The sequence below is a fragment of the Actinomycetota bacterium genome, assembly GCA_035765775.1.
Taxonomy (GTDB): domain Bacteria; phylum Actinomycetota; class CADDZG01; order JAHWKV01; family JAOPZY01; genus DASTWV01.
On sequence record DASTWV010000059.1, the window covers coordinates 69,354 to 91,886 of the forward strand.

Annotated in this window: 25 protein-coding genes; 15 read left to right on the forward strand and 10 right to left on the reverse strand. The window is 71.7% G+C overall.

Features of this window, described 5'->3' with window-relative positions:
• The first annotated feature begins 5 nt into the window (after positions 1-5).
• Positions 6-218 carry a ferredoxin gene (locus VFW71_14050; protein ID HEU5003880.1) on the forward strand — a complete coding sequence of 71 codons (213 nt, stop codon included), beginning with the start codon at positions 6-8 and terminating at the stop codon, positions 216-218.
• A gap of 10 nt (positions 219-228) precedes the next feature.
• Positions 229-582, forward strand: coding sequence for a hypothetical protein (locus VFW71_14055; protein HEU5003881.1), 354 nt, complete (start codon positions 229-231; stop codon positions 580-582).
• A gap of 9 nt (positions 583-591) precedes the next feature.
• Here the strand turns inward: VFW71_14055 and VFW71_14060 are convergent, their stop codons facing one another.
• Positions 592-1,392: a dihydrofolate reductase family protein gene (locus VFW71_14060; protein HEU5003882.1), complete on the reverse strand. Its 801-nt coding sequence runs from the start codon at positions 1,390-1,392 to the stop codon at positions 592-594.
• A 34-nt stretch (positions 1,393-1,426) separates the two neighbouring features.
• Here VFW71_14060 and VFW71_14065 point away from each other — a divergent pair, with 34 nt between their 5' ends.
• Positions 1,427-2,161 (forward strand): class I SAM-dependent methyltransferase, encoded by a 735-nt coding sequence (locus VFW71_14065; GenBank protein HEU5003883.1) that lies wholly within the window; start codon positions 1,427-1,429, stop codon positions 2,159-2,161.
• A 46-nt stretch (positions 2,162-2,207) separates the two neighbouring features.
• The gene (locus VFW71_14070; GenBank protein ID HEU5003884.1) at positions 2,208-2,441 is read left to right on the forward strand and encodes a hypothetical protein; all 234 of its coding nucleotides are present in this window, start codon (positions 2,208-2,210) and stop codon (positions 2,439-2,441) included.
• Between the two features lie 56 nt (positions 2,442-2,497).
• Here VFW71_14070 and VFW71_14075 read toward each other — a convergent pair whose 3' ends face one another.
• On the reverse strand, positions 2,498-2,671 hold the full coding sequence (locus VFW71_14075; GenBank protein HEU5003885.1) for a hypothetical protein: 174 nt from the start codon (positions 2,669-2,671) through the stop codon (positions 2,498-2,500).
• Between the two features lie 115 nt (positions 2,672-2,786).
• Positions 2,787-3,299, reverse strand: coding sequence for an FxsA family protein (locus VFW71_14080; GenBank protein ID HEU5003886.1), 513 nt, complete (start codon positions 3,297-3,299; stop codon positions 2,787-2,789).
• A 22-nt stretch (positions 3,300-3,321) separates the two neighbouring features.
• Here VFW71_14080 and VFW71_14085 point away from each other — a divergent pair, with 22 nt between their 5' ends.
• Complete coding sequence (locus VFW71_14085; GenBank protein HEU5003887.1) at positions 3,322-3,960, forward strand: rhodanese-like domain-containing protein; 639 nt, start codon at positions 3,322-3,324, stop codon at positions 3,958-3,960.
• Positions 3,961-3,970: 10 nt separating this feature from the next.
• On the opposite strand, the gene VFW71_14090 is transcribed toward VFW71_14085, so the two are convergent.
• Complete coding sequence (locus tag VFW71_14090; protein HEU5003888.1) at positions 3,971-4,609, reverse strand: TetR/AcrR family transcriptional regulator; 639 nt, start codon at positions 4,607-4,609, stop codon at positions 3,971-3,973.
• 391 nt (positions 4,610-5,000) lie between these two features.
• On the opposite strand from VFW71_14090, the gene VFW71_14095 reads away from it, so the two are divergent.
• The 5 genes from VFW71_14095 (at position 5,001) to VFW71_14115 (ending at position 11,132) form a co-directional block, all read left to right on the forward strand.
• Entirely contained in the window at positions 5,001-6,017 is a 1,017-nt protein-coding gene (locus VFW71_14095; GenBank protein ID HEU5003889.1) for a glycosyltransferase family 4 protein, read from the forward strand.
• Between the two features lie 43 nt (positions 6,018-6,060).
• The gene (locus tag VFW71_14100; GenBank protein ID HEU5003890.1) at positions 6,061-7,227 is read left to right on the forward strand and encodes a hypothetical protein; all 1,167 of its coding nucleotides are present in this window, start codon (positions 6,061-6,063) and stop codon (positions 7,225-7,227) included.
• A 254-nt stretch (positions 7,228-7,481) separates the two neighbouring features.
• Positions 7,482-8,624, forward strand: a complete 1,143-nt coding sequence (locus tag VFW71_14105) for a glycosyltransferase (GenBank protein ID HEU5003891.1) — start codon at positions 7,482-7,484, stop codon at positions 8,622-8,624.
• Between the two features lie 10 nt (positions 8,625-8,634).
• Entirely contained in the window at positions 8,635-9,660 is a 1,026-nt protein-coding gene (locus VFW71_14110; protein ID HEU5003892.1) for a glycosyltransferase, read from the forward strand.
• Positions 9,657-11,132, forward strand: coding sequence for a glycoside hydrolase family 130 protein (locus VFW71_14115; protein ID HEU5003893.1), 1,476 nt, complete (start codon positions 9,657-9,659; stop codon positions 11,130-11,132). Before VFW71_14110 ends, VFW71_14115 begins: the two co-directional genes overlap by 4 nt.
• A 60-nt stretch (positions 11,133-11,192) precedes the next feature.
• Here the strand turns inward: VFW71_14115 and VFW71_14120 are convergent, their stop codons facing one another.
• Positions 11,193-11,771, reverse strand: a complete 579-nt coding sequence (locus tag VFW71_14120; GenBank protein HEU5003894.1) for a M48 family metallopeptidase — start codon at positions 11,769-11,771, stop codon at positions 11,193-11,195.
• Positions 11,772-11,856: 85 nt separating this feature from the next.
• Here VFW71_14120 and VFW71_14125 point away from each other — a divergent pair, with 85 nt between their 5' ends.
• The 3 genes from VFW71_14125 to VFW71_14135 all read left to right on the forward strand — a co-directional run bounded on the left by VFW71_14125 (position 11,857) and on the right by VFW71_14135 (position 14,273).
• Positions 11,857-12,381: an ACT domain-containing protein gene (locus tag VFW71_14125; protein HEU5003895.1), complete on the forward strand. Its 525-nt coding sequence runs from the start codon at positions 11,857-11,859 to the stop codon at positions 12,379-12,381.
• Between the two features lie 20 nt (positions 12,382-12,401).
• The gene (gene def / locus VFW71_14130) at positions 12,402-12,899 is read left to right on the forward strand and encodes a peptide deformylase (protein HEU5003896.1); all 498 of its coding nucleotides are present in this window, start codon (positions 12,402-12,404) and stop codon (positions 12,897-12,899) included.
• Positions 12,900-13,268: 369 nt separating this feature from the next.
• The gene (locus VFW71_14135; GenBank protein HEU5003897.1) at positions 13,269-14,273 is read left to right on the forward strand and encodes a hypothetical protein; all 1,005 of its coding nucleotides are present in this window, start codon (positions 13,269-13,271) and stop codon (positions 14,271-14,273) included.
• On the opposite strand, the gene VFW71_14140 is transcribed toward VFW71_14135, so the two are convergent.
• Genes VFW71_14140 through VFW71_14160 form a run of 5 tightly spaced genes read right to left on the reverse strand, consistent with a single transcriptional unit; the run spans position 14,270 to position 19,653 of the window.
• On the reverse strand, positions 14,270-15,274 hold the full coding sequence (locus VFW71_14140; GenBank protein HEU5003898.1) for a TIGR03617 family F420-dependent LLM class oxidoreductase: 1,005 nt from the start codon (positions 15,272-15,274) through the stop codon (positions 14,270-14,272). The genes VFW71_14135 and VFW71_14140 overlap by 4 nt on opposite strands.
• Before the next feature lie 20 nt (positions 15,275-15,294).
• Complete coding sequence (locus VFW71_14145) at positions 15,295-16,434, reverse strand: hypothetical protein (protein HEU5003899.1); 1,140 nt, start codon at positions 16,432-16,434, stop codon at positions 15,295-15,297.
• Positions 16,435-16,480: 46 nt separating this feature from the next.
• Entirely contained in the window at positions 16,481-17,482 is a 1,002-nt protein-coding gene (locus VFW71_14150; protein HEU5003900.1) for a DUF4232 domain-containing protein, read from the reverse strand.
• 25 nt (positions 17,483-17,507) lie between these two features.
• Positions 17,508-18,785 (reverse strand): family 2 encapsulin nanocompartment cargo protein terpene cyclase, encoded by a 1,278-nt coding sequence (locus VFW71_14155; protein HEU5003901.1) that lies wholly within the window; start codon positions 18,783-18,785, stop codon positions 17,508-17,510.
• Positions 18,786-18,795: 10 nt separating this feature from the next.
• Entirely contained in the window at positions 18,796-19,653 is an 858-nt protein-coding gene (locus VFW71_14160) for a geranyl diphosphate 2-C-methyltransferase (protein HEU5003902.1), read from the reverse strand.
• A 94-nt stretch (positions 19,654-19,747) separates the two neighbouring features.
• On the opposite strand from VFW71_14160, the gene VFW71_14165 reads away from it, so the two are divergent.
• Together VFW71_14165 and VFW71_14170 are read left to right on the forward strand one after the other, a co-directional pair.
• Positions 19,748-21,808, forward strand: coding sequence for a choice-of-anchor P family protein (locus tag VFW71_14165; protein HEU5003903.1), 2,061 nt, complete (start codon positions 19,748-19,750; stop codon positions 21,806-21,808).
• Positions 21,801-22,319 (forward strand): phosphate-starvation-inducible PsiE family protein, encoded by a 519-nt coding sequence (locus VFW71_14170; GenBank protein ID HEU5003904.1) that lies wholly within the window; start codon positions 21,801-21,803, stop codon positions 22,317-22,319. Before VFW71_14165 ends, VFW71_14170 begins: the two co-directional genes overlap by 8 nt.
• Positions 22,320-22,533: the final 214 nt, after the last annotated feature.

Genomic DNA, 22,533 nt, shown 5'->3' on the forward strand with positions numbered 1-22,533 from the left:
ACGAGATGGCCTGCGAATCAGAAGTGTTGACCGTGGACAGCATCGCCTGCACCGGCCATGGCATCTGCGCCCAGCTGCTGCCCGAATGGGTCCGCCTCGACGACTGGGGTTACCCGATCATCCGGCCCGGCGCCGTGCCCGCGACCCTGCTGCCGCAAGCAAAGTGGGCGATCACCAATTGCCCCGCCCTGGCGCTGCACCTGCGCAAGAGCGGGTAGAACAGAGGGCATGAGCGATGACGAGACCCCGGTAGCCTGGCCCGCCACCCCCTACCGGGCACCGGTGTTGGACGCCGGCGGGGAGGAGATCGGCCCGGCCGAGTCCCTGCTGGGCGACGAGGCGACCGACATCTTCCACGGCATCGTGGTGGGCCACGGGGGCCGCATGCTGGAGGTACACGCCAGCCGGGTCACCCGCATCACCACCGAGCGGGTGTTCACCGACCTGCGCCCCGACGAGATCGCCGAGCTGCCCGACTACTCGGTGGAGCCCACCTTCAAGGTCGAGTGGGGTGGGCTGTTCCGCAAGCACCCGATGTGGGGCAACGACGGCGGGGACTACCCGACCCTGCCCCGCGGCTGACGTCCGGCCTCAGCGCGGCCCCGGCAGGCGGTAGCGCAGAAACAGGTGTGAGGCGTGGCGGCGCACGCTGCGCAGCTCCCAGGGGTTCTTGAGACCGCCCGGGACCAGGGGGTCCCCGGCCAGGCTGCGGGCCTCGCCCCCGCCGCCGCCGACGAGCACCGGCGACTGGGTGACGAACACCTCGTCCAGCAGGCCGGCGCCCAGCAGCTGGGCGGTCACCGCCGGCCCCGCCTCGGTCAGGATGCGGCCAAAGCCGCGGGCGCGGAGCTCGCCCAGGGCCGGGGCCACGCCGACGGCCTCCCCGCCGGCCAGGACCACGACCTCGTTGCGGTCGGCCAGCTCACCCGGCACGACGGCCGCCCCGCCCTCGGTGGTGAGGATGAGGGCCCCGTTCAGGGCGACGTGTGCCGCCGGCAGTGCCCCGCTGGCGGTCAGCACGGCGAGGCGGGGCTCAGGCGCCAGGCCCTGGCTGGAGCGCCAGCCGGCAAAGGCAGCGGCCAGCTCGGGGTAGATCACCGGCGCCACCCACCGGTGCCCGGGAGCATCGCGCAGGGTGCCGGCTCCGACCAGCACGGCGTCGGCGGCGGCCCGCAGCACCCCCATGACGAAGCGGTCAGACTCGCTATGGCAGCTGATCAGCGCCCCGGGCGAACGCACCGAGCGGATGGCCACCACGCCGTCGATCGACTGCACGAAGTTGGCGTACAGGGTGCGCCCGGCGATCGCCAGCCCGCCGCCGTACAGCGCGGCCAGAGCGGGCGGCAGGGGACCACCCACATCGGCGTCGAACAGGACTTCCAGGGGCTCCATCGTGGGCCGCCATCTTGACGGGTAGCATCAGGCCATGAGCAAGCGCCCTCTGGACCCTGCCGCCTACGGCCTGGGCGACGACGAGGAGGAGTCCGCCAACGGGTCACCCGGGGGCCTGCCGGAGATCCTCAACCCCTCCTCGTGGCGGGGCACCTTCCTGTCCTGGGCCCCCGTCGGCATCGCCCCGGCACTGCTGGCTTTCGCCGCCGCTCCCGACCGCCTGGCCTGGACCTCGAAGCTATCGGCCAACTTTTTCTCCCTCGCCTCGCCCCTGTACGACGAGTTCGCTGCCCTGGAGGGCTACGGCGAGGCGCTGGAGATCGCCCTGCTGGACCTGCGGGGCTCGCCGCAGCGGATCCTCGACGTGGCCACCGGCACCGGGTTCGCTGCCCGCCGGCTGAAGAAGCAGTACCCGCACGCCGACGTCCTCGGCATTGACCTCTCCCGCCAGATGGTCAAGATCGCCCGGGCCGACGCCGCCAAGGAGGGTCTCGACATCACCTTTGCCGTGGGGGACGCCGCCCAGCTGGACCTGGACGACGATGCCTTCGACCTGGTGATCTGCCACAACGCCCCGCCGTTCTGCGACGAGGCCCTTCGGGTGCTGCGCCCCCGGGGCACGGCGCTCATCGCCTATTCGTTCGGCGGGCCATGGGTGGAGCTGGCCTGGAGGGCCGTTGCCGGGCGCCTGGAGTCCAGTGGTGCCTCGCACACCCGGGGGCGGCGGGCCGGGTTCGGCTTCTATGGCATCGCCCGCAAGCGGGGCTGAAGCTCGGCGTTTCGCCACCGCCCACCCGGGCTCCGAGGGGGTGGCGATGCCAATCGGCGCCCACACCGCCCAGCTCATCGTGGTGGCGCCCTCAGGTGAGTGGGTGCGCTCGGTGGTCGCATCCGTGGAGGCGGCCTCGGCGGTCTGCGCGGAGCTCGGCATCCCGTGCCACCCCGGCTGGCCGGACGATGTCCGGCGCCGGGCGGCCTCCTACCGGCGCGCTCCGGCAGCCTGGGCGCACGCCCCGTACCCGGAACGGCGCGCGCAGTCCCGGTCATAGGGGACCACGCAGGTGTGGCGAGACTTGGGGAGTGGTCGGCCTGGCGGCCGGTGGAGCTAGTTCCCTACAGGAACGGGATCCTCGAGGCGGACCGTGGTGGGGACCGACTCCTCGAGCTGGCGGATGCGGGCCTCCAGGACCTGCATCCGGATCATCAGGTCATTCAGGATCTGCTGCTGTGACTCGTACCCCAGGTTCGCCCACGGCTCCTGAATGTAGAGCTGCCTCATCGATGAAACCCCTTTCTGCCCCGCTGCGCTCGGGCGTCCGAACGGGGGAGTGAACTCGCGATGTCAGCTAAGAAATCTAGCACTTTCTTCCAGAGCGGTCTAGACGCCAATCGTACTAGTTCCCCTCGCCGGATTTCGTGCCGGGCTCGCTGGATCCGCCGCTGGGGCGGTCCACCACCCGGATCGCCTCCACCCGCACCGGGCCTCCCCGGGAGGCCCCCAGGCCCCCGCCCATGCGGCCGCCGACCCTGCCCCACGAGCGTTCGGTGACCTCGATCAGCCGCCGCCGCATGCGCCGCCAGAACAGCCATTTCACCATCGAGCGCACCGGCGGGAGGAGCAGGGCGAGGCCCAGGATGTCGGTGATGAAGCCCGGGATCACCAGAAGGGCGGCGGCCAGCAGGACCAGCACCCCGTCGAAGACCTCGCCGGTGGGGACGTCGCCCGCCGCCAGCGTGGCCCGGAACCGGCGCCAGACCTCCAGCCCCACCCGCTTGGCCAAGCCGGCTCCCACCACGCTGACGCCCACCAGCAGGGCGAGGGTCATCAGCACGCCGATGTGGTGCGCCACCCACACAATCGACGACACCTCGGCGATGACCACAAGGATGAACGCGAGGAGAGCCATGACACTGCTAGCGTACCGCTCCATGACCACCGCGACGGGGCTTCGGGCGATTTCTGCCGACCGGGTGGCACACCTTCTGCGCACCGAGGGGATCATCGTCGACCTCCGGCCGCCGCCTGCCTACCTGTCCCGCCACATCGTCGGCAGCGTCCCGTTGCTGTACGAGGCCGGCCCGGGCCTGGGCGGGCGCGCCCGGGACCTGCTGCCGCTTGACAGCCGGGTGATCCTGCTCGAGGACGGGTCGTCGCCGCTCGACAAGGCGGCCGATGCCTTCCGGGGCAAGGGGTTCGAGGTGGTCGGCTACCTCGCCGGCGGCGTCGAGGCCTGGCCCGGTGCACCGGGCGGCACCCCGGTGATGGCGCTCGCCAACGCCCCCCGGGACCTCGCCCTGGTCCACGTCGCCGACCCCGGCACCGTGGTCGAGGCCACCTGGCAGCCCCCCGCCCGCATCCCGGCCGAGGAGCTGTGGACCCGCTCGGGCGAGCTCGATCCGGGCGAGCCACTGGGGGTGCTGGCCGGCTGGGGGGTCTGGGCCTCGGCCGCCATCGGCATCCTGGAGCACCTGGGGTTCAGCAAGCTCACCTTCGTGCGCACCCGGGACGCCGGGGAGAGGCCGCCGGTGGCCCCGGCGTCGGTATTCCGGGCCGGGGGGCCGGCCTAGGCACCACCGGCTACGGCTCGGTGGGACCCGGTGGCGCCCAGGGCGGTCGGGGAGGCTTCAGTCGGGGCATCACCGCATCCACCAGGTCGTCGGCGAGTTGGGGCCCCAGTGGGGCAGCGCTGATCAGGAAGCGGTAGTGCACCGGCCCGTACAGCATGTCGGCGAGCAGTTCGTGATCCATATTGTCCGGCAGATCGCCCTGCGCCCAGCCCCGGCGGAGCACCTGGAGCATCAACTGGCGGCGGGTGATCCAGAAGGCCTGCAGCACACCGAGCAGCTCCGGGCTGCGGGCGGTCTCCGCGACCAGCCCGGGCAGGATGCGGCCGGCGATGCTGGTGCTCAGGGCGTCGATGACGTGGCGCAGGAGCGTCACCAGGTCGTCCCGGGTGGTGCCGGTGGTGAGGGTGGGGAGGGGGTGGTCGGAGAGTTGGCGGACGGCGGCCAGGACCAGTTCCAGCTTGGATGCCCAGCGCCGGTAGATGGTGGCTTTGCCCACCCCCGCCTCAGCGGCGACCGCCTCGACGCTCAGCCGGCCAAAACCATCCCGAGCGAGCAGTTCCAGCGTCGCATCGAGGATCGCCTGTTCTGCTTGCGGATTGCGGGGACGGCCGGGGGGCCGAACCGCGGGCGACTGCAGTGACTCGGTCATGACCTTGGGCTCCCGACAGGAGCCTATACGATACGGAAACGATACGTATCTATACAAACGTGGTACGCTGCAATTACGAAACGGGACGGTCTCGTTTCCTTCCTGGAGGAGCACAGACATGACTCCCACGAACTCGGACGCAGACGTTGCGGCTGGCCGGAAACAAACGCAGTACCCCACGGTGATGCGTGTCGTCGGCACCAACACCATCCCCCATCACGGGGCAGTGGAGACCGCCGCAGATGGCGAAGCCGCGGGCCGTCACTCCTACCCGCTCGTGGGCAACAAGGATCACTGAATCACCCCGGCCGGATGCCTGCCGGCCTGCAGAGCCCCCGGGCGGACCCGGGGGCTTTGAATGCTCGACCACATGAGCCGGCGCCCGCCCCCGCTGCGGGTCGCCCTCCTGGCCCCGATCTCCTGGCGGGTGCCTCCCCGGCATTACGGCCCCTGGGAACTCTTTGCCTCCCTCCTGGTCGAGGGTCTGGTGGCGCGGGGCGTGGATGTCACCCTCTTTGCCACCGGAGACTCGGTCACCTCGGCCACACTGGATTCCGTCGTGGCGCATCCCTGGTCCGAGGATCCCTCCGTGGACCCCAAGGTGGCGGAATGCCTGCACATCGCCCACGCCTTCGAGCGGGCGGGGGAATTTGACCTGATCCACAACAGCTTCGACTTCCTGCCCCTCACCTACAGCGACCTGGTCTCCACGCCGGTGCTCACCACGATCCACGGCTTCTCCTCGCCCAGGATCGTCCCGGTGTACCAGCGCTACAACCGGACCACCAGCTACGTGGCGATCAGCGACGCCGACCGCCACCCGAGCCTCGACTACCTGACGACCATCTATCACGGCATCGACACCGACCAGTTCGGGCTACACCCGGCACCGGGCGGTTACCTGCTCTTCTTCGGCCGCATCCATCCCGACAAGGGAGCTGCCGAGGCCATTGCCGTGGCCCGGCGGGCAGGCATGCCCCTCGTGATCGCCGGCATCGTCCAGGACCAGGCGTACTTCGACCGCGAGGTGGCCCCGCACGTCGACGGGATCCGGGTGCGCTACCTGGGACCGGTCGGCGCCGAGCGGCGCTCGGAGGTGCTCGGCGCCGCTGCGGCTCTCCTGCACCTCATCGGCTTCGACGAGCCGTTCGGGTTGAGCGTGGTGGAGGCGATGGCGTGCGGCACCCCGGTCATCGCCTTCTCCCGGGGATCGATGCCTGAGCTGATCGACCCGGGAGTCACCGGTTTTCTGGTCGCCACGCGGGACGAGGCGGTGGCGGCCGTCGAGGCTGCCGGCACCCTCGATCGTCCGGGCATCCGGGCACAGGCCGTTGCCCGTTTCGGCCGGGAGCGGATGGTCTCGGAATACCTCGACGCCTACGCCCAGGTGGTCCACGCTGCGTCCTGACGTCTTCCGTCTGGGCATCAACTACCTGCCGCCCGGTGCGGGCATGGCCTGGTTGCGGCACTACGATGCCGCCCTCACCCGCCGGCACTTCTCGCTGATCGCCGCCGCCGGCTTCGATTCGGTGCGGGTCTTCCCGCCCTGGGAGGACTGCCAGCCCTCGCCGGAGACGGTCGGAGCCGCGGCGCTGAGCCACCTGGTCGACGTGGCCGATGCCGCGGTGGGCTCTGGCCTTGAACTCATCGTCACCCTCTTCACCGGTCACATGAGCGGGGTGAACTGGATCCCGCCCTGGGCAACCGGGCCGGGTGCCCGGGATCTCCGCTTCCGGGTCGTGGCCGGTGGCCAGGTCCAGGACCGTGACCGGGGCCTGCGCAACTGGTACACCGACCCCGAGGTTGGAGCTGCCCAGGAGCGGCTGGCGGAGGCGTGTGCCGGGGCACTGGCCGGCCATCCCGGGCTGTGGGCGTGGGACCTGGGCAATGAGAATTCCAACTGCACGGTCCCGCCTGACCGTGCCGCCGGCCTGGCCTGGCTGGAACGGATGTCCGGGGCGCTGCGCAGTCGCGACCCGGGGCGCCCGGTGACCATCGGGACCCACATGGAGGATCTGGAGGAGGATCGGGCCATCGGCCCGGCGGAAGCCGCCCAGTGGTGCGACTTCGTCTCGATGCACGGCTATCCCATCTACGCGCCGTGGGCGGCCGGCCCCACCGATCATCATCTGGTGATCTTCCTGGCTGAGATCACCCGCTGGCTGGCGGGCGACGCTGACGTCTTGTTCGAAGAGTTCGGGCTGCCGACCATCCCGCCGGGCCGCGACGGGCTTCTCCCGCTGGTGGCGGAGCGGGAGGCCGCTGCCTTCACGGGGCAGGTCCTGGACGGGCTACGCCGCGCCGGCGCCATGGGGGCCCTGCTGTGGTGCTTCGGCGACTACGCCCCATCCCTGCACCACCAACCTCCCTTCGACCTGGCCCCCCATGAGCGCACCTTCGGGCTGTGGCGGGCCGATGGCTCCCCCAAGCCGGCACTGGCCGAGGTGACCGCCCGGGTGAATCTGGCCGTGCTTGCACCGGCAGGCGCTGCCGGGAGAGACTGGTTGGATGTCGATGTGGCGCAGTATCAAGCAGATCGCAGGCAGGAGCTGATCCGTCTCTACGGCCGCTACCGGGCGGGGCTCAAGCTTGAAGAAAACCCCGAGGCAGTCGGGTGAGTCCGGAGTGCGCTCGAAGGTATGCTACGGTAAGAAAAGTCGGGCCAGACATCGATTTTTCCGACTGGGTCACGTTTCAATGCGCCGGGCAGGTGTGCCTGCGCCCGCAGGGCTGCAATTCCCGTCGACGGTGGCCGCCGGCTTCGGCGTCACAAGCGTGTCGGGGCAGCGGCCTCGTTCGTCCACCTATCGGGATCCCAGCCTGGGAGCCGTCACGCGGCCCGGTTTCCCGACCCACGAACCGGAGGACATCTATGAGGGCAGCGACCTACGGGCTCTTGAGCACCTACCCCCCCACGGAATGCGGCCTGGCCACCTTCACGGCGGCCCTGCGCACCCATCTCGCCGGACCCGCCGCTGATCCCCAGGCGGTCGGCGTGGTCCGCGTGGTCGACCGGCTCGGTTCCGGCCCTTCCCGGCCGGAGGTCGTCCAGGACCTGGTCAAGGGATCTTCCTCCAGCCGTCGCGCCGCCGCGGCAGCCCTGAACGGCTTCGATGTCGCCATCGTGCAGCACGAGTACGGCATCTTCGGCGGCCCCGATGGCGCCGAGGTGCTCGAACTGCTGGACAAGGTGACGGTGCCCACCATCGTCGTGCTCCACACGGTCCTGGTGAACCCCAGCCCGCACCAGCGCCAGATCCTAGAACGCGTCGTCGGCCAGGCCGACGCCGTGGTCACCATGACCCGGACGGCCCACCGGCGGCTGCGCAGCTACGAGGTCGACATGACCAAGGCCTCCGTCATCCCCCACGGCGCCCATGTGCCCGAGCGCCTGGTGGCCCCGCGCTATGACGCCCAGCGCCCGACCATTCTCACCTGGGGCCTCCTGGGCCCGGGCAAGGGCATCGAGTGGGCCATTGCCGCCCTCGCACTCCTGGGTCACGTGCGACCGGCCCCCCGGTACCTGGTTCTTGGCAAGACCCATCCCAAGGTCTTGGAGCACCAAGGCGAGACCTACCGCGAGGAGCTGGCCGCACAGGCGGGCGAACTCGGCGTCTCGGAGCTGGTGGAATTCGACTCGGCCTACCGCACCGTGGCGGAGCTGGAAGCGGTGATCCGCGATGCCGACCTCATCCTGCTGCCCTACGACTCGCCGGACCAGGTGACCTCCGGGGTGCTCATCGAGGCGGTCGCCGCGGGTAAGCCGGTCATCTCGTCCCGATTCCCCCATGCGGTGGAACTGCTGAGCGATGGCGTGGGTCTCCTGGTGCCGCACCGCAACCCGGAGGCGATCGCGGGCGCACTGGAGCAGGTGCTCACCGATCCCGCCTTGAAGGCCCGGATGGCCGCGGGAGCCGCCCGTCTTGCGCCCCAGCTGGGCTGGCCGGCGGTTGCCGGCCAGTACCGGGAACTGGGCGCCCGCATGATCGAGTCGCGCGTCACCAACGTCGCCTGAGCCGCAGCCCTTGACCCTGGCCAGCCTCAACTTCGCCCACCTGATCCGCCTCACCGACGATACGGGGCTGTTGGAGCATGCGCGGTTGGCGGTCCCCCGCCGGGGCACGGGCTACTGCGTGGACGATGCTGCCCGCGGCCTGCTGGTAATCAGCCGTGAGGACCCGTTGCCGCCCTCCCTGGCCCGCCTCGGCGAGTGCTACCTGTCCCTGCTGAGCTTCGCCCAGGTGCCCGATGGCCGGTGCCACAACCGCTTGGGCTACGATCGTCGCTGGGAGGATGAAGCCGGCCTGGGAGACTGGTGGGGTCGGGCGCTGTGGGGCCTGGGTACCGCCGCCGGCAGCCATGCCGACCCCTGGATCCGCGACGGCGCCCTGGAGGGCTTCCACCAGAGCGCCCAGTGCCGTTCCGACGCCCCCCGGGCGATGGCCTTCGCCGCCCTCGGGGCCGCCGAGATCCTGCGGGCGCACCCCGGGGATCCCGCTGCCGTTGCCCTGATCGCGGCCGCGGTCAAGGCCATCGGACCCGCCCGGCCGTCGTCCCGACTGCCGGCGTGGCCGTGGCCCGAGCCCCGGTTGGCCTATGCCAACGCGGTCTTCCCGGAGGCGCTCATCGCCGCAGGGGTGTCGCTGGGTGACGATAGGCTGGTGGCGCGCGGCCTGGACCTCCTGGATTGGCTTCTCGATATCGAAACGCACTGCGACCATCTGTCTGTGACCCCGGTGGGCGGATGGGCGCCGGGAGATCCGCGTCCCGCCTTCGACCAGCAGGCAATTGAGGTAGCCGCCCTGGCCGACGCCTGCGCCCGCGCCTTCACCGTATCGCCGGATACCCGCTGGTCCGAGGGCATCGCGCGGGCGGTGGGATGGTTCCTGGGCAACAACGACGCCGGCGTGGCCATGATGGACCCGGCCACCGGAGGCGGCTTCGACGGCCTCAGCGCCGCCGGCCGCAACGCCAATCAGGGGGCCGAATCCACCCTTGCCCTCATCTCGACGCTGCAGCAGAGCCGCCGCTTCGTGCCCAGCACCGTGTGAGCGTCGCCCAGCAGGCCTCGGCCCTGGTCACCCGGTCATCCATCCGGCTGACGCCGGATTCCTCGCGGGTCCTGGCGACGATGTTCCTACCCGGCGAGGAGATGCCCGAGGATCGCTCCCGGGCAACCGCGGTCATCGAGCGGGTGCTGATGCTGAGCGCCGAGGAGGTGTCGGCCACCCTGGCCGACCTCAGGGCACGCTTTGCCGGCCGCCACCGGGATCTGGGCGCCACCTTCCTGCGCCATTACCAGGCGGTGGCCCCCCGCATCGGGTCCGGCAATGAGCCGCCCGAGAATCACCGCCGGCTCATCGGCGCCTACTTCACCCATGAGGAATCCCCCGAGGGGGCGGCACTGACCAACCCCTGCATGGTGGCCCACCCGGACCAGAGCGGGTTGGCGCCCGGCGAGGTGCGCTTTGTGCTCAGCCTGCGGGCGGTGGGCGAGGGCCATGTCTCCAGCCTCGAGTTCCGCACCGGGGTCATCGGGGACGACCTCGAGGTGCGGATCGACGAGCCTGCCGGCCTGTTGGCGAAGGGGACGCTGCAAGCGGCTCTGTACGAGCGGGGGGAGTTCGAGCGCCGGCGCGGTCGGGGCGTGGGCGAGGAGACGGAGCGCCTGGTGCTGGACTCCCTCCCGGCCCGCTTCACCAAGGCGGCGATGGAGGAGGCGATCGCCAGCCTCAATCCGCTCTTCACCGGGCGCAAGGTTGCCCGGGACACCCTCACTGCGCTGCGGGGCGTCCTGGCCAACAACTACGAGGTGGCCTTTGCCGAGGACACCGCCGTGGACGAGCGGATCCTGGTGCCGGTGGGGCCGACGGAGAGTCACGGGATCGAGGACGCCCGCTTCGTGCGCTTCGTCGACGACGAGGGCGGCGTCGTCTACTACGCCACCTACACGGCGTACGACGGCAGCCACGTGGTACCCCAGCTACTGGTCACCAAGGACTTCCGCGTCTTCCGCACCCATCAACTCAGCGGGCCCGCCGCCAAGAACAAGGGCATGGCCCTGTTCCCCCGCCGCGTCGGCGGCAGGTTCCTGAGCCTGTCGCGCTGGGACCGGGAATCGAACTCCCTGACCGCGTCCGATGACGGCCTGGACTGGGGTACCCCGGTGCCCATCCAGAGCCCCACCAGGACGTGGGAACTGATCCAGATCGGCAACTGTGGGTCACCCCTCGAGACGCCGGCGGGTTGGCTCGTCCTCACCCACGGCGTGGGGCCGATGCGGACCTACTCCATCGGGGCGGTGCTGCTCGACCTCCACGACCCGACCAAGCTGTTGGGGAGGCTGCGGGAGCCGCTTCTTATGCCCATCGCTGCGGAGCGCAACGGCTACGTCCCCAACGTGGTGTACTCCTGCGGCGGGCTGGTGCACGGCGATGCCCTGGTGCTTCCCTACGGCTACGGTGACGTCGCCGTGGGTGTCGCCGTCGTGGACCTTCCCCGGCTGTTCGACCTGCTCCTGTAGGACGCCCGGCGTGCGGGTCTACGGGCCCGGGCGTGGGCCTGGCCCGCCGACTTCTGGGCCCTACGCCTCGTCGTGGGCCTCGATGCCCTTGGCGATGAGGAAGCCCCGGGCCCGCTCGGTGAGCGGGTAGCGGTTGACCAGGGCCCAGAAGTCGGCCGAGTGGTTGGGCACCGCCAGGTGGGCCAGCTCGTGGACCAGGACGTAGTCCCGCACCCAGGCCGGCATGCCCGCCAGCGAGTCCGACAGCCGGATGGCGCCGGTGCCCACGGTGCACGACCCGTAGCGGTGGTTCTGGTTCCCGACGTAGCTGAGCGACGACCAGGCCAGCTTGCCGCCGAAGTACCGGTCGTTCAGCTCCCGGGCCCGGCGCTCGAGGTCGCCGTCTCTGTTGAGCCGCTTGCGGCGCTCCTTGGCCTCGAGGCGCTCGCGCATCCGGCCCACCCACACCGCCTCCTCGGCGGCAGACATGCGGGCCGGGAGATACACGATAAGGTTGCCTCGCTCCAACCGGGCGGCGACCGTGGCTTTGCGGCGGCTGGAGCGGCGGACCTCGACCGAGTGGACGATGGAGGTCTCAGCGGCGTCGGCCAGGGCGAGCTGGCGTGGGACGTCGGTCTGGGTTGCCGTCTGAGGGGTCATCGCGGCGGAGTATAGGCCGGGGGTACGACAATCCCGGCGCAATCCGGAGGAGTTTTCGAGGAGTCTTCGAGGAGTTTCGATCCAGTTGAAAGCTTTCACCATCACCGCCGTCGGCGGCGACCGCCCCGGCATCGTGGCCGGCTTCACCCGGGTGCTCCTGGATCTCGGGTGCAACCTCGCCGACTGCACGATGAGCCGCCTCGCCGACCAGTTCGCCATGATCCTGCTCATCGAGGCCCCCGATCGCCTGGCTCCCGCCCGGCTGGAGTCGGCCCTGGCGGAGCCGATGAGCCGCTTCGGGCTGGTGGCCACCATGAAGGAGCTGTCCGGGGGCACCGGGCCGGAGCCGGCGGAGCCCTACGTCGTCTCCGCCTACGGCAAGGACCGGCCGGGCATCGTGCATGCGCTGGCCGCCGCCCTGGCGGAGCGGGGCGTCAACATCGTCGACCTGCGCAGCCACCTGGCGGGTGAGGACCTCTATGCCCTGATCCTCGACATCGCCGTGCCGCCGGCGACGGACGTCGCCCGGCTGGAGGCCGGGCTGGGCGAAGTCGCCGCCGGGCTGGGGGTCTCCCTGACCCTGCGCTCGGCCGAAGCCGCCGAGTTGTAGCGCACTCCCTTCGCCGCTCTGTGGCCGTCCGTCCGGTCCGGACCTACCCCGACCCCATCCTGAAGGCCATCGCCCCGGCGTGTGATGCCGTGGACGACGCCGTCCGGGCGGTGGCGGTCGACCTGCTGGAGACCATGCGCTTCCACCCGCGCTGCGTGGGGCTCTCGGCCCCCCAGATCGGCGTCTCCGCCCGGGTGATCTGCGTCGATGTCACCGGCCACCCCAAGGCGACCGCCTGCCACGGCACCCTGGTGATCGTGAACCCGGAGGTCGTGGCCGAGGAGGGCTCCGAACTGGGCCGGGAGGGGTGCCTGTCGCTGCCGAGCATCACCGCCGACGTCCGCCGGGCGGCCCGCATTTTCGTGAAGGGCCTGACCGTCATGGGTGAGGCGGTGGGGGCCGAGACGACCGGCTTCGAGGCCCGGGCGATCCTGCACGAGGTGGACCACCTGGACGGCATCCTGATCCTGGATCGGGTGGTATCCCCGGCCGAAATTTTCCCGCGGCGGGTGCGCTAGGCCCGAGCCTGCCGGGCCGTCCCGGGTGGGGGCCGTGGGGGGTGCGGGGGGTGCGGCCGCCAGGGGCCGTGATGGGCCGGCGGAGGGCCGGGAGGGGTGTGGCCGCCGGGCATAGTTGGCGGCGTGGTTCAGCCAGGAGATGTATCACTCCACCAGGTATCTCCGGGCCGTCCCGGGGTGGGGGCGGAAGGGGCCGGCGGTGGCACCCCCGGGCATTGTTGGCGGCGTGGTACAGCCAGGGGATGTATCACTCCACCAGGTATCTCCGGGCCGTCCGGACGGCCCTACCGGCCGCCGGATCACAGAAATTTTCGCGAGGCGCGAGCGATAGGGCCTTTTTTGTCCTACCGCGCCGGCATGCTTTGTGGCGTGACCCAGCCCGCAGATGATCGCCGTCCCCCAGCATCGCTGGACCGCGCCATCGTTCGGCTGGCGGAGGTGCAGTACGGCGTCGTGAGCCGGACGCAGGTGAAAGAGCTCGGCGCCCAACGGGGGTTCATTCAATGCCGCCTCGACCGGGGCCTGTGGGTCCCCGCCCAGGAGGGGGTCTACCGCATGGTCAGCGCTCAGGTGACTACCCGGCAGAAGCTGATGGCCGCCTGCCTGGCCTGCGGCAAGGATGCAGTGGTGTCGCACTATGCCGCAATGTGGCTCTTCGGCCTCCCCGGAGGCAGGACGGTCCCCGAGGTCACGGTCCCCCGCGCCGGCCCCCGCTACACCCCCGCCGGCGTCGTCGTCCATACGACCACCAAACTCGAGGCGGCCGACCGCGTGCTGATCGACGCGGTCCTCCCGGCCACCAACCCCGCCCGGATCCTGGTCGACATGTCCGGCGTCCTGGCGGAGGACGCTCTGGATGTGCTGGCGGACGCCATCCTCTCCAGGGACCTGGCCAGGCACTCCCGGATCGCCTGGCGCCTCGAGGTACTGGGGCGCAAGGGCCTGCGGGGCCTGCAGACATTGCGGGCACTCATGGAAGCCCGCAGCGACGAGGGCGGCGTGCCGGCGAGCGTGCTCGAGAGCATGTTCCGCCCCATCGTCCGGGACATCCCGCAGCCCACGTTCAACCACCGGGTGGTGGCCGGGAAGGACCGGCGGCTGGACGCCGACTGGGAGGACGTCAGCATGTTCTGCGAACTCGACGGCTGGGACAACCACAGTGGCCGGGCCCGTTTCCAGGACGACATCGACCGCCAGAACGCCCTCATCCTGCAGGACCGGGCGGTACTGCGCTACACCCATAAGGATCTGACCGAGCGGCCCCAGGTCGTGCGCACCCAAGTGGTGACCCTGGGGAGGGGCCGGGCGCTCCAACGAGGCATGCCCGAGGTGATCGACGCCTGGATGGCGGCCGACCCCCAGCTGCCGGACTAGCGGGCGAAGGCCTCCAGGATGGCCAGGTGGTTCTCGAGGAGCCGTCCGGCCGGGACCCGGTACCACGGCCCGCCCAGCAGAAGCTCGCCGGCCAGCCCGTCGAAGCGCCGGGCCTGGTCCCGCACCTCGTCGGCGGTGCCGTACAGGGCGTAGGTGGAGGCCATCTCGTCGGTGACCAGCGACGCCAGGCGGGGCCAGTCCCGCTCGGCGTAGGCCCGGCGCAGCAGCGGCTGGACCTCGCCGAAGCCGTGCAGGTCCAGGACCGGGCGGTAGTCGGGCGTCGTGGCGTAGAAGCCGATCTGCTGGGCCACCTCCGCCCGGGCGACGGCGGGGTCGCTGGCGACCGACACCATCACGTTCTGTACCAGCTCCACCTCGCCCGGGTCCCGGCCGGCGCGGCCGGCCCCGGTGGCGATGGCTGGGAGCACCACCTCGGAGACATAGCGCGGGGAGGTCATCGGGTGGCCGATGACGCCGTCGGCCACGGCACCGGCCGCCCGCAGCATCCCGGCACCGACGGCGGCGAAGTAGATCGGCACCGAGGGGCGCGCGGGCGGGACGATGCGGGGCCACGGCGCCATCGTCACGGTGTAGAAGCGCCCCCGGTGGGCCGGCTCCTGCCCGGCGTAGCCGCCCCAGAACGCCCGGACCGCGGCGGCGTAGTCCTTCATGCGGGGCGCCGGGTGCTCGAAGGGAGTCGAGAAACGCTGCTCGTTGACCCGCTTCACCTGGGTGCCGATGCCGAGGACGAAGCGGCCGCCGGAAAGCTCGTCCAGGTCGAGGGCCTCCATGGCAGCGATGCCCGGCGCCCTCGGGAAGGCCAGGGCGATGGCGGTGCCGATGCGCACCCGGGTGGTCGCCTGGGCGGCCAGCGCCGCCTGGATGAACGGGTTGGACGAGGTCTCGGTGCTCCACACCGAGTCGAAGCCCCGCTCTTCGATGCCCTGGGCGAGCGGCCCGATGGCCGCCAGCGGCCCCCCGACCACCATCCCGTAGCGCATGGCCGCCATTCTGCCTGCCGTCAGCCGGGAAGGATGGCGACCTGGCCCCAGTGGGCCCCGCCGTTGGTGGTCTGCAGGAGCGAGGCCGAGCGGCCGCTGGTCGCCAGCGCCCAGCCGTGCCTGGGGTCGGCGAACATCAGGTCGGCCACCGCCGAGATCTGGAGGGTCCGGCTGGCGATGGGGGCCGCCGCCAGAGTCGTGCCGCCGTCGGTGGTCGCCGCAATGGCGAGGCCCGAGGCGGCGGTCCCGGAAAAGAAGGCGGCACCCGGGGCGGCGAGCCCCAGCGGGCCCGGGACGATGAAGAGCGAGGGATGCAGCGGCGTGACGCCCGGGAGCGCGGCCCCGGCGCCCGCCACCGGCACCCAGGTGGCGCCGCCATCCAGCGAGCGAACCACCACCTGGCCCACCCCACCGCTCGCCACGACCACCCGGAGGTCCACCCAGGCCGCAGATCCGGTGCAGGACACGCTGCTGCCGGCACCGGCCGGCGGCCCGCCGGGCAGGTGGTAGACCGGGCTCCACGTGGCACCCCCGTCGTCGCTGTGGTAGACGGAGGCGGCGGCGACCACCAAGGCCGCAGTGGGCGAGGCCCCGCACACCGCCTCGGCGGGCACCCCGGGGGTCACGGGCGTCCAGGTCTGGCCGCCGTCGGCGCTGCGCCATAGCGAGTTGTCGGTGGCCAGACCGAGCCCGTCCTTGGAGTCCCAGAACGAGACCTGGCCGAGGGGCTGCGGCGGCGCTCCGACGGTGGCCCACCTCTGGCCCGAATCGGTGGTCGCCAGAAGGCCGCCGGCCGACACGGCCCAACCCACGGCGGGGGACACGAAGTCGAGGGTCCGGACCTTCGTACCGGCGGCGACCTGCACGGTGAAGCTCCGGCCGCCGTTGACCGTGGCAAGGATCTGCCCGCCGGAGACCACCCACCCCTGGGTGGCGCTGGGGAACGCCAGCACCGCCGCCGGGCTGAGCTGCACGGCCGGCGGGCTCGGGCTCGGGCCGCGGGCCTGGGTCTTGGCCGGCGAAGGCGGCGGGGTGGGCGGGGTCGGCGACGGGGCGGCGTGCCCGGCCGGGGTCGGGTCCGGGCGGACCCTGGCGGCCAGGCCGACGACCAGCGCTGCGCCGAGCACGATGCAGAGCGTCACCCCGGCCGCCACGCGCACGCCACCATCATGACCACGTGGAGCAGCCCCGGTGATCGGGCGGCCCTCAGGCGCCGCAGGTGATCGGGCCGATCACCGAGTCGGCGCCGCAGAACGCGGTCCCGGGCCAATCCGCCCAGTAGACCAGGCGGTGCGCAAAGTCGAACGTCATGGTCGTCGAGCCGAGCGGGACGTTCTTGGTGTCCGTCGAGTCCAGGATCTGGACGTTCGCCACTGTCGGGCCGGCGGCGGTCACGGTGAGCGTGGCATGGCCGCCATCGGTGATGAGGTTGCCCGAGAACGTGTCGCACGGCGGGGGGTCCTGACCGCAGGTGGCGTACGTGCGCCAGTCCGCCGTGCCCGAGCCGGTGCTGTCGATGCGCAGGCCGATGCCGTGGTGGCTCCAACTGCCCGCGAAGGGCCCGGCACCGCTGAGCCCGGCGGGAGTGGGTGGGGCCAGATTCCCGGGATGGAACGCCCCGAGGTAGGTGCCGGGGTGTGTGGCCCCGCCCTGGCAGTTGTCAACGGAGAGCTCCGGCCAGGGAGCCTCGAGGTGGGTGGTCTCGTCTGGGGGCGTGACGTCGATCAGGAAGGGCACCCAGGGCGTGCCGTTGTCGCATACGTCCGGGCCCGGCAGAGCGGTGAGCGTCGCCACCGCGTTCAATCCGGGATCGACCACCACCTTCGTTGGGCTCTCGGACTGCCGGATGGGGTTGTAGGTCTTCGACCCGTTGGACACGTCCCCGGTCAGCTCCACGCCCGGGAACCCGGCCAGGGTGCACGGGCCGGCGGAGATGTTCGTGAGGACCAGACGGGACTGGTACTGCGTGGTCGGGGTCACCGTCGGGGCGTCAAGCGTCAGCGATAGCTGGCCCGTGTGGCATCGGCTCGGGCTCGCCGGAGCGGTGGGTGCCGGGCTCGCAGCTGCCGCCGAGGGTGTCGGCGAGAGGGTCGGCGCCCGCCCCGGGGGTGCGGAGGTGTCGGTGGCCCCGCCCAAGGTGGACCTCGCCGAGCATGCCCCCAGGGCAAGGCAGAAGACCATGAGCATGGCCGTCCGTCCCCGGTTCACGGGGACATCATGCTCCCCCGCTAAGTCAGGTCGCCGGGACCTGGTAGCGCAGGGTCGTGGCGTGCCACTCCCGGTTGCCGCCCAGCCACGCCCAGACGTCGGTCAGGAAGCGTGTCAGGGCGGGCGAGCCGACCGCACTCAGCGCGGCCGCCTCCCGCTCGTAGGTGTGCATGAGCTCGTTGTGCACCACCACGGCCCGCTCGATCGCCTCCGGGATCGAGCAGTGCTCCTCGGCGGCGATCACCTTCGGGAGGTCGAAGTCGGCGTCGGACTCCTTGGCCATCGAGTAGAGGTCGTTGAGGATGACGCTGGCGCTCCCCGCCAGGCAGAAGCACCGGCGCACCCGGCGGTCGGCGAACTCGTGGGCCGGGACCTCGTAGCCCGCCAGCGGATCCACCAGCACCATCGGGGGCAGGAAGCTGTTCTCGTGGCGGTGGGTCAGGTACTCCCACACCGGGGGCGTGCGCCCCGACCGGCGCCAGTCCGCCTCATGGCTGTAGGCCATGAACATGATCCCCAGCTCGTGGTGCAGGCGGGCGACCTGCGTCGGGGTGGCGAAGCGGCCCAGGTGCTCGAAGGCCGACTGGTAGGCCCGGGCCACGGGCTCGGCGTCCAGGGCCGCCTGGAGCTGCGGGGCGTACGCCGCCGGCAGGTCGACCGGGTCGATCGCGGCGTAGGTGATCCCCAGCCGGGAGCTGATCGCCGCGGCGTCGGCCCCCAGGGACTCGTCGTCCAGGAAGTGGTCGTCGGTGGCCCACTCGGCCAGGACGCACTTGGCGGCGGCGAGGAGGCGGTCGGGGTCGGTACAGGCCGGGTGGGTCAGCATCATGAGGCGCCCGAAGTTGGCGGCCCGTACCTTGTCGAGCTGGTCCGGGTAGATGCCCACCTCCCCGGCCCAGGCGACCAGGGCCTCGTTGGTCAGCTCGCCGAGGGCGACGTCGTCCCGCACCGCCGGGGGGCAGTACAGCTCGGTGCCGCCCTCGTCCCGTTGTGGCTCCCCGAGGGCGTCCGGCGGGGCGGGGGCCACCGGCGCCACCACCCGCGAGGCCGCCGTCCCGAGCCCCACCGGCCCGCTCACGAGCAGGTCCGCCAGCGAGGGCGCGGAGGCGGAGGCGGCCGCCCCGGCGCCCCCCGCCGAGGCCTGCTCCCCGGGGGGTAAGAGCAGGTCCCGCGGTGCCGGGCGCCGGGCGCTGGCCAGGAGTGCGGCCGCCAGCCTCGCCAGATCAGCCGGATCAGCCGGATCAGCCGGATCCTGTGGGATCGGCGGGGCTGGCGGGACTGGGGCCGGGGCGATCAGGACCATGGGGCTGCCCCTACGCCCGGTCGGCCACGATCATGAGGTAGTGGAAGCTCCCTTCCCGGTAGGCGGCCAGGAAGGGTCCCTCGATGCCCGTCGCCACCGAGGACCGCTCCCGCAACTCCCAGTAGGGGATGGTCTCGGCGGTGAGGTCGGTGACGTCGATGGGCACCAGGTTGGCCGCCGCCAGCGCCCGGAAGTACGTGCTCCGGGGGTGGACGTTGCACAGGTAGTGCTCGTCGATCTGGCGCACCGCCGCCGACTTGGGTCCCAGGACGTCGTTGTAGCAACCGGTGATGCACACGTACCGGCCACCCGGGCGCAGCAGGCGGGCGAATTCCCGGTAGAGGTCGAAGAGGTCGACGTACATCGTGGTCTCGTTGGTCCACACCGCCCGGAAGTCACCGGCGGGGAACCCGGTGTCGAGCATGTTGCGCAGGTGGAAGGCGACGCGGTCCCCCAAGCCCCGGCGGGCGGCCTGCTGGTTGGCGAAGTCCACCTGGTAGCCCGAGATGCTGACCCCGTCCACCCGGCAGGCGAATCGGGCGCCGGCCATCATGCTGGTGCCGCCCCGCCCGGAGCCGGCGTCGAGGAGGCGGTCGCCCGGGACCACCCGCCCCAGCCGGTCGAGGAGCGTCTCCGCCTGGGCGGTCTCCAGGCGGTGCAGCTCCCGGACCAGGCGTTCCTCCCGCACCTCCCCGGGGGCGTCGAGCACCCCGAAGTCGGGTGCCCCGATGCCGTAATGGTGGTGGTAGAGGTCGTCCACCCGGCCCAGCTCGAGGTTCACAGGGTCGTTGGTATGGGTGTCCCAGTAGTTGGCGACACTGCGCTGGTAGTCGGTCAGGGCGATGGACGGGGTGCCGGGACTTGCCATGGCGGGTCCTCCCATTCCGTGACGGTCGACGGTTGCTCAGCATACCGTCTGAAAGGTACTCTATGCCCGGCCGAATTCGGGGGCGGCCGGTCGCATGGGACGAGGCGTACTCGGGTGGGTGCCCGTCGTGGTGACCCTCGCCGCCGCGCTCCCCGTGGGGGCCGCACCGCCCGAGGTGTCCGGGAGTGCCTACGGCGTGAGCGTCACGTCCAGCCTGCTGGGGTCGTTGCTGGGCCCGACGCCCGCCGGCGTGGCGGGGAGCGCCACTGCGCCCAACGCCGGGTTCCACCACTCCGCCGAGGTCGGCCCGATCAGCCTGGCCAACGTGCTCGCCATCGGCGCGCTGTCCGCCACGACGGCCGGCACCATCGACCCCCGGACCGGGGAACGGGCGGCGACGAGCACGGTGACCGTGGCTGACATCTCCGTCCTCAACGGGCTCGTCACCGGGGCGGCGGTCACCGCCACCTGCACCTCGGGCGGGGCCTCCGGGAGACCGGGCGGGTCGTCGAGCCTCGTCCAGCTCACGCTGGGCGGTACGGCGCAGGTCGGGACGCCGCCACCGAACACGGTCATCGGCGTGGCTGGGGTCCTCAGCGCGGTGCTCAACGAGCAGACCCCGATCGCCACCCCCCACGGCCCCGGCATCCAGGTGCGCGCGGTGGACCTCGAGGTGCTGCCCAGCGCCCCGGGCGGCGCCCTGCTCTCCGTCGTCATCGGGCAGGCCGATTGCGGTGCCGGGGGCGCCCTTACCCCGTCGCCGAGCCCCGGCTTCCGTCTTCCCCCGCTGGCACTCGCCGCACCGTCGCCGTCCGCGTCGCCATCGCCGTCACCATCGCCCAGCCCGTTGCCCTCCCCGACCGCGACGGCCGCCCCGCCCCCGCCCCGGGCGCCGCCCGCCGCGGTTCCGACGCTGGTCCTCTCGCCCCTGAACGGTCCGTCGGGGAGCACGTTCAGCGTGCTGGCCACCCGGTACTCCGGCTGCCCCCGCGTCTACATCCTGCTCGGCCAAGCCCAGCTCGGCTACGGGTCGCCCAGCGCGTCGGGGCGCCTGAGCATCGCCGGCCTCACCATCCCGGGGGCACTCGCGCCCGGGCGCTACACGGTGTACGCCCGGTGCTCCAGCGCGTCGGTCCGGGAGCGCCTGGCCAGCTTCACCGTGGCCAGCGCCTCCCTGCACCGCAGCGCGTTCGACACGTCGGTGCCGACGCCGCAACAGGTATCGCTCGCCCCCAAGACCGTGGGGCAGAGCGCGGCGGTGGGGGGCGGTTTCCTACTGGTCGGCGCCTTCCCGGGCGAGCTGTTCAACGGCGCGCTCGCCGAGAACTACGACGAGGTCCGGGGCTGGTTCGGGCTGAGCCCGGTCAAGGAGCGGGAACCCAACCGGTGGCGGGAGCTGGCGATCTTCATCGGCTTCATCCTCGTCGGTGGGGTGTTGGACTCGGCCCTCAGCGCCGACTTCGGCTGGAACCTCTCCACCCTCTCCCTGGCGACCGGCTTCGCCGCCGCCCTGGTGGTCCTGATGCTGGTGTACAGCCTGCCGCTGCTCATCCACATCCGAAGCCGCCATGGTGAATGGGGCGTGTTGAAGGTGCTGCCCGGCACCGCCATCGTGGCCGCCGCCTGCGTGATCCTTTCCCGGGCAGTGCACTTCGAGCCCGGGTACCTGCTCGGCCTGGTCGCCGGGCTCGAGTTCGGCCGGGAACTGGCCGCTGATACCACCGGCCGCCTGACGCTGCTCGCCGCCGGGCTGACGCTCGGCTTGGGCGTGGTTGCCTGGTTCGCCCACACGCCGGTCAGCCACGCCGCCAGCCTCCCCCACGCCAGCTTCGGAGTGATCACGCTCTCCAATGGGCTGTCGGCCTTCTTCATCGCCGCCCTGGAGTCCACCGTGTTCACGTTGCTGCCGTTGCGCTTCCTGGAAGGCAAGAAGCTGACCGACTGGCGGCGCCTGGCGTGGGCGGCGATTTTCGGGGTCGCCACCGTGGCCTTCATCAACATCCTGCTGCAGCCGACCTCCGGCTACCGGAACCCCGACGCCGGTGCCGCCAAGTGGACCGCTGTCGCCCTGTTCGTGGGCTTCGGTCTGTTCTCAGTGGCGTTCTGGGCCTACTTCCGGTTCCGGGCACCCCGGGGGGAGGCCGTCCGTGCCTGAGCGCTCCGGCGCTGACCGGGCGAAGCGCCTGGTGCCGGGGACCCTCGGCATCTTCACCAGGCTGGAGACCGCCCTGCACGCCGGCGTCGCCGCGGTCCTCGTGGTCCTGGCCTTCGCCGCGCTGGTCAATACCGCCGCCCACCTCACCTTCCGGGGGTCAGGATTCCTGCCGGCCCTGCTGGGCACGGTGAACGGGGTGCTGCTGGTGATCATCGTCCTGGAGATCCTGCGCACCGTCCTGGCGCACTTCGAGGAGGGCGGCTTCCCGCTGCGCGAGTTCCTGGTCATCGGCGTGATCTCGGCGACCCGCCACATCCTGAGCATTGCGGTGGAGCTGACCGTGTCCCACGACAGCCCGGCGGCGGTGCGCCTCTCCCTGCTGGGCCTGCTGTCCTCGGCCGCCGTCGTGGTGGGCCTGGTGGCGGCCCTGTTCCTGCTCTCCCGCAGCCCCCGCTTCGGCGAGGCGCCGGCCGAAAAGGCGGGCCAAGCCGCCGGCGAGGGCGCGCCCTAGGGAAGCGGGCGGGCGGGATTTTCGGCGTGCGGTTCAGACACGGCTCGTGCTTGATTAGGGCAGGCACCTGCCCTAGTTCATCGCCTGGGCGATCCAGGACTCGATCGACGAGCTCTTCGCCCAGCCCAGACCGGAGTGCCCCCGCCATCGCCACCCGCTCGAGGCCCGGTCCAGCCCGACCGGGTCAGTTGGGCCTGCCCTACGCAGGGGGCCG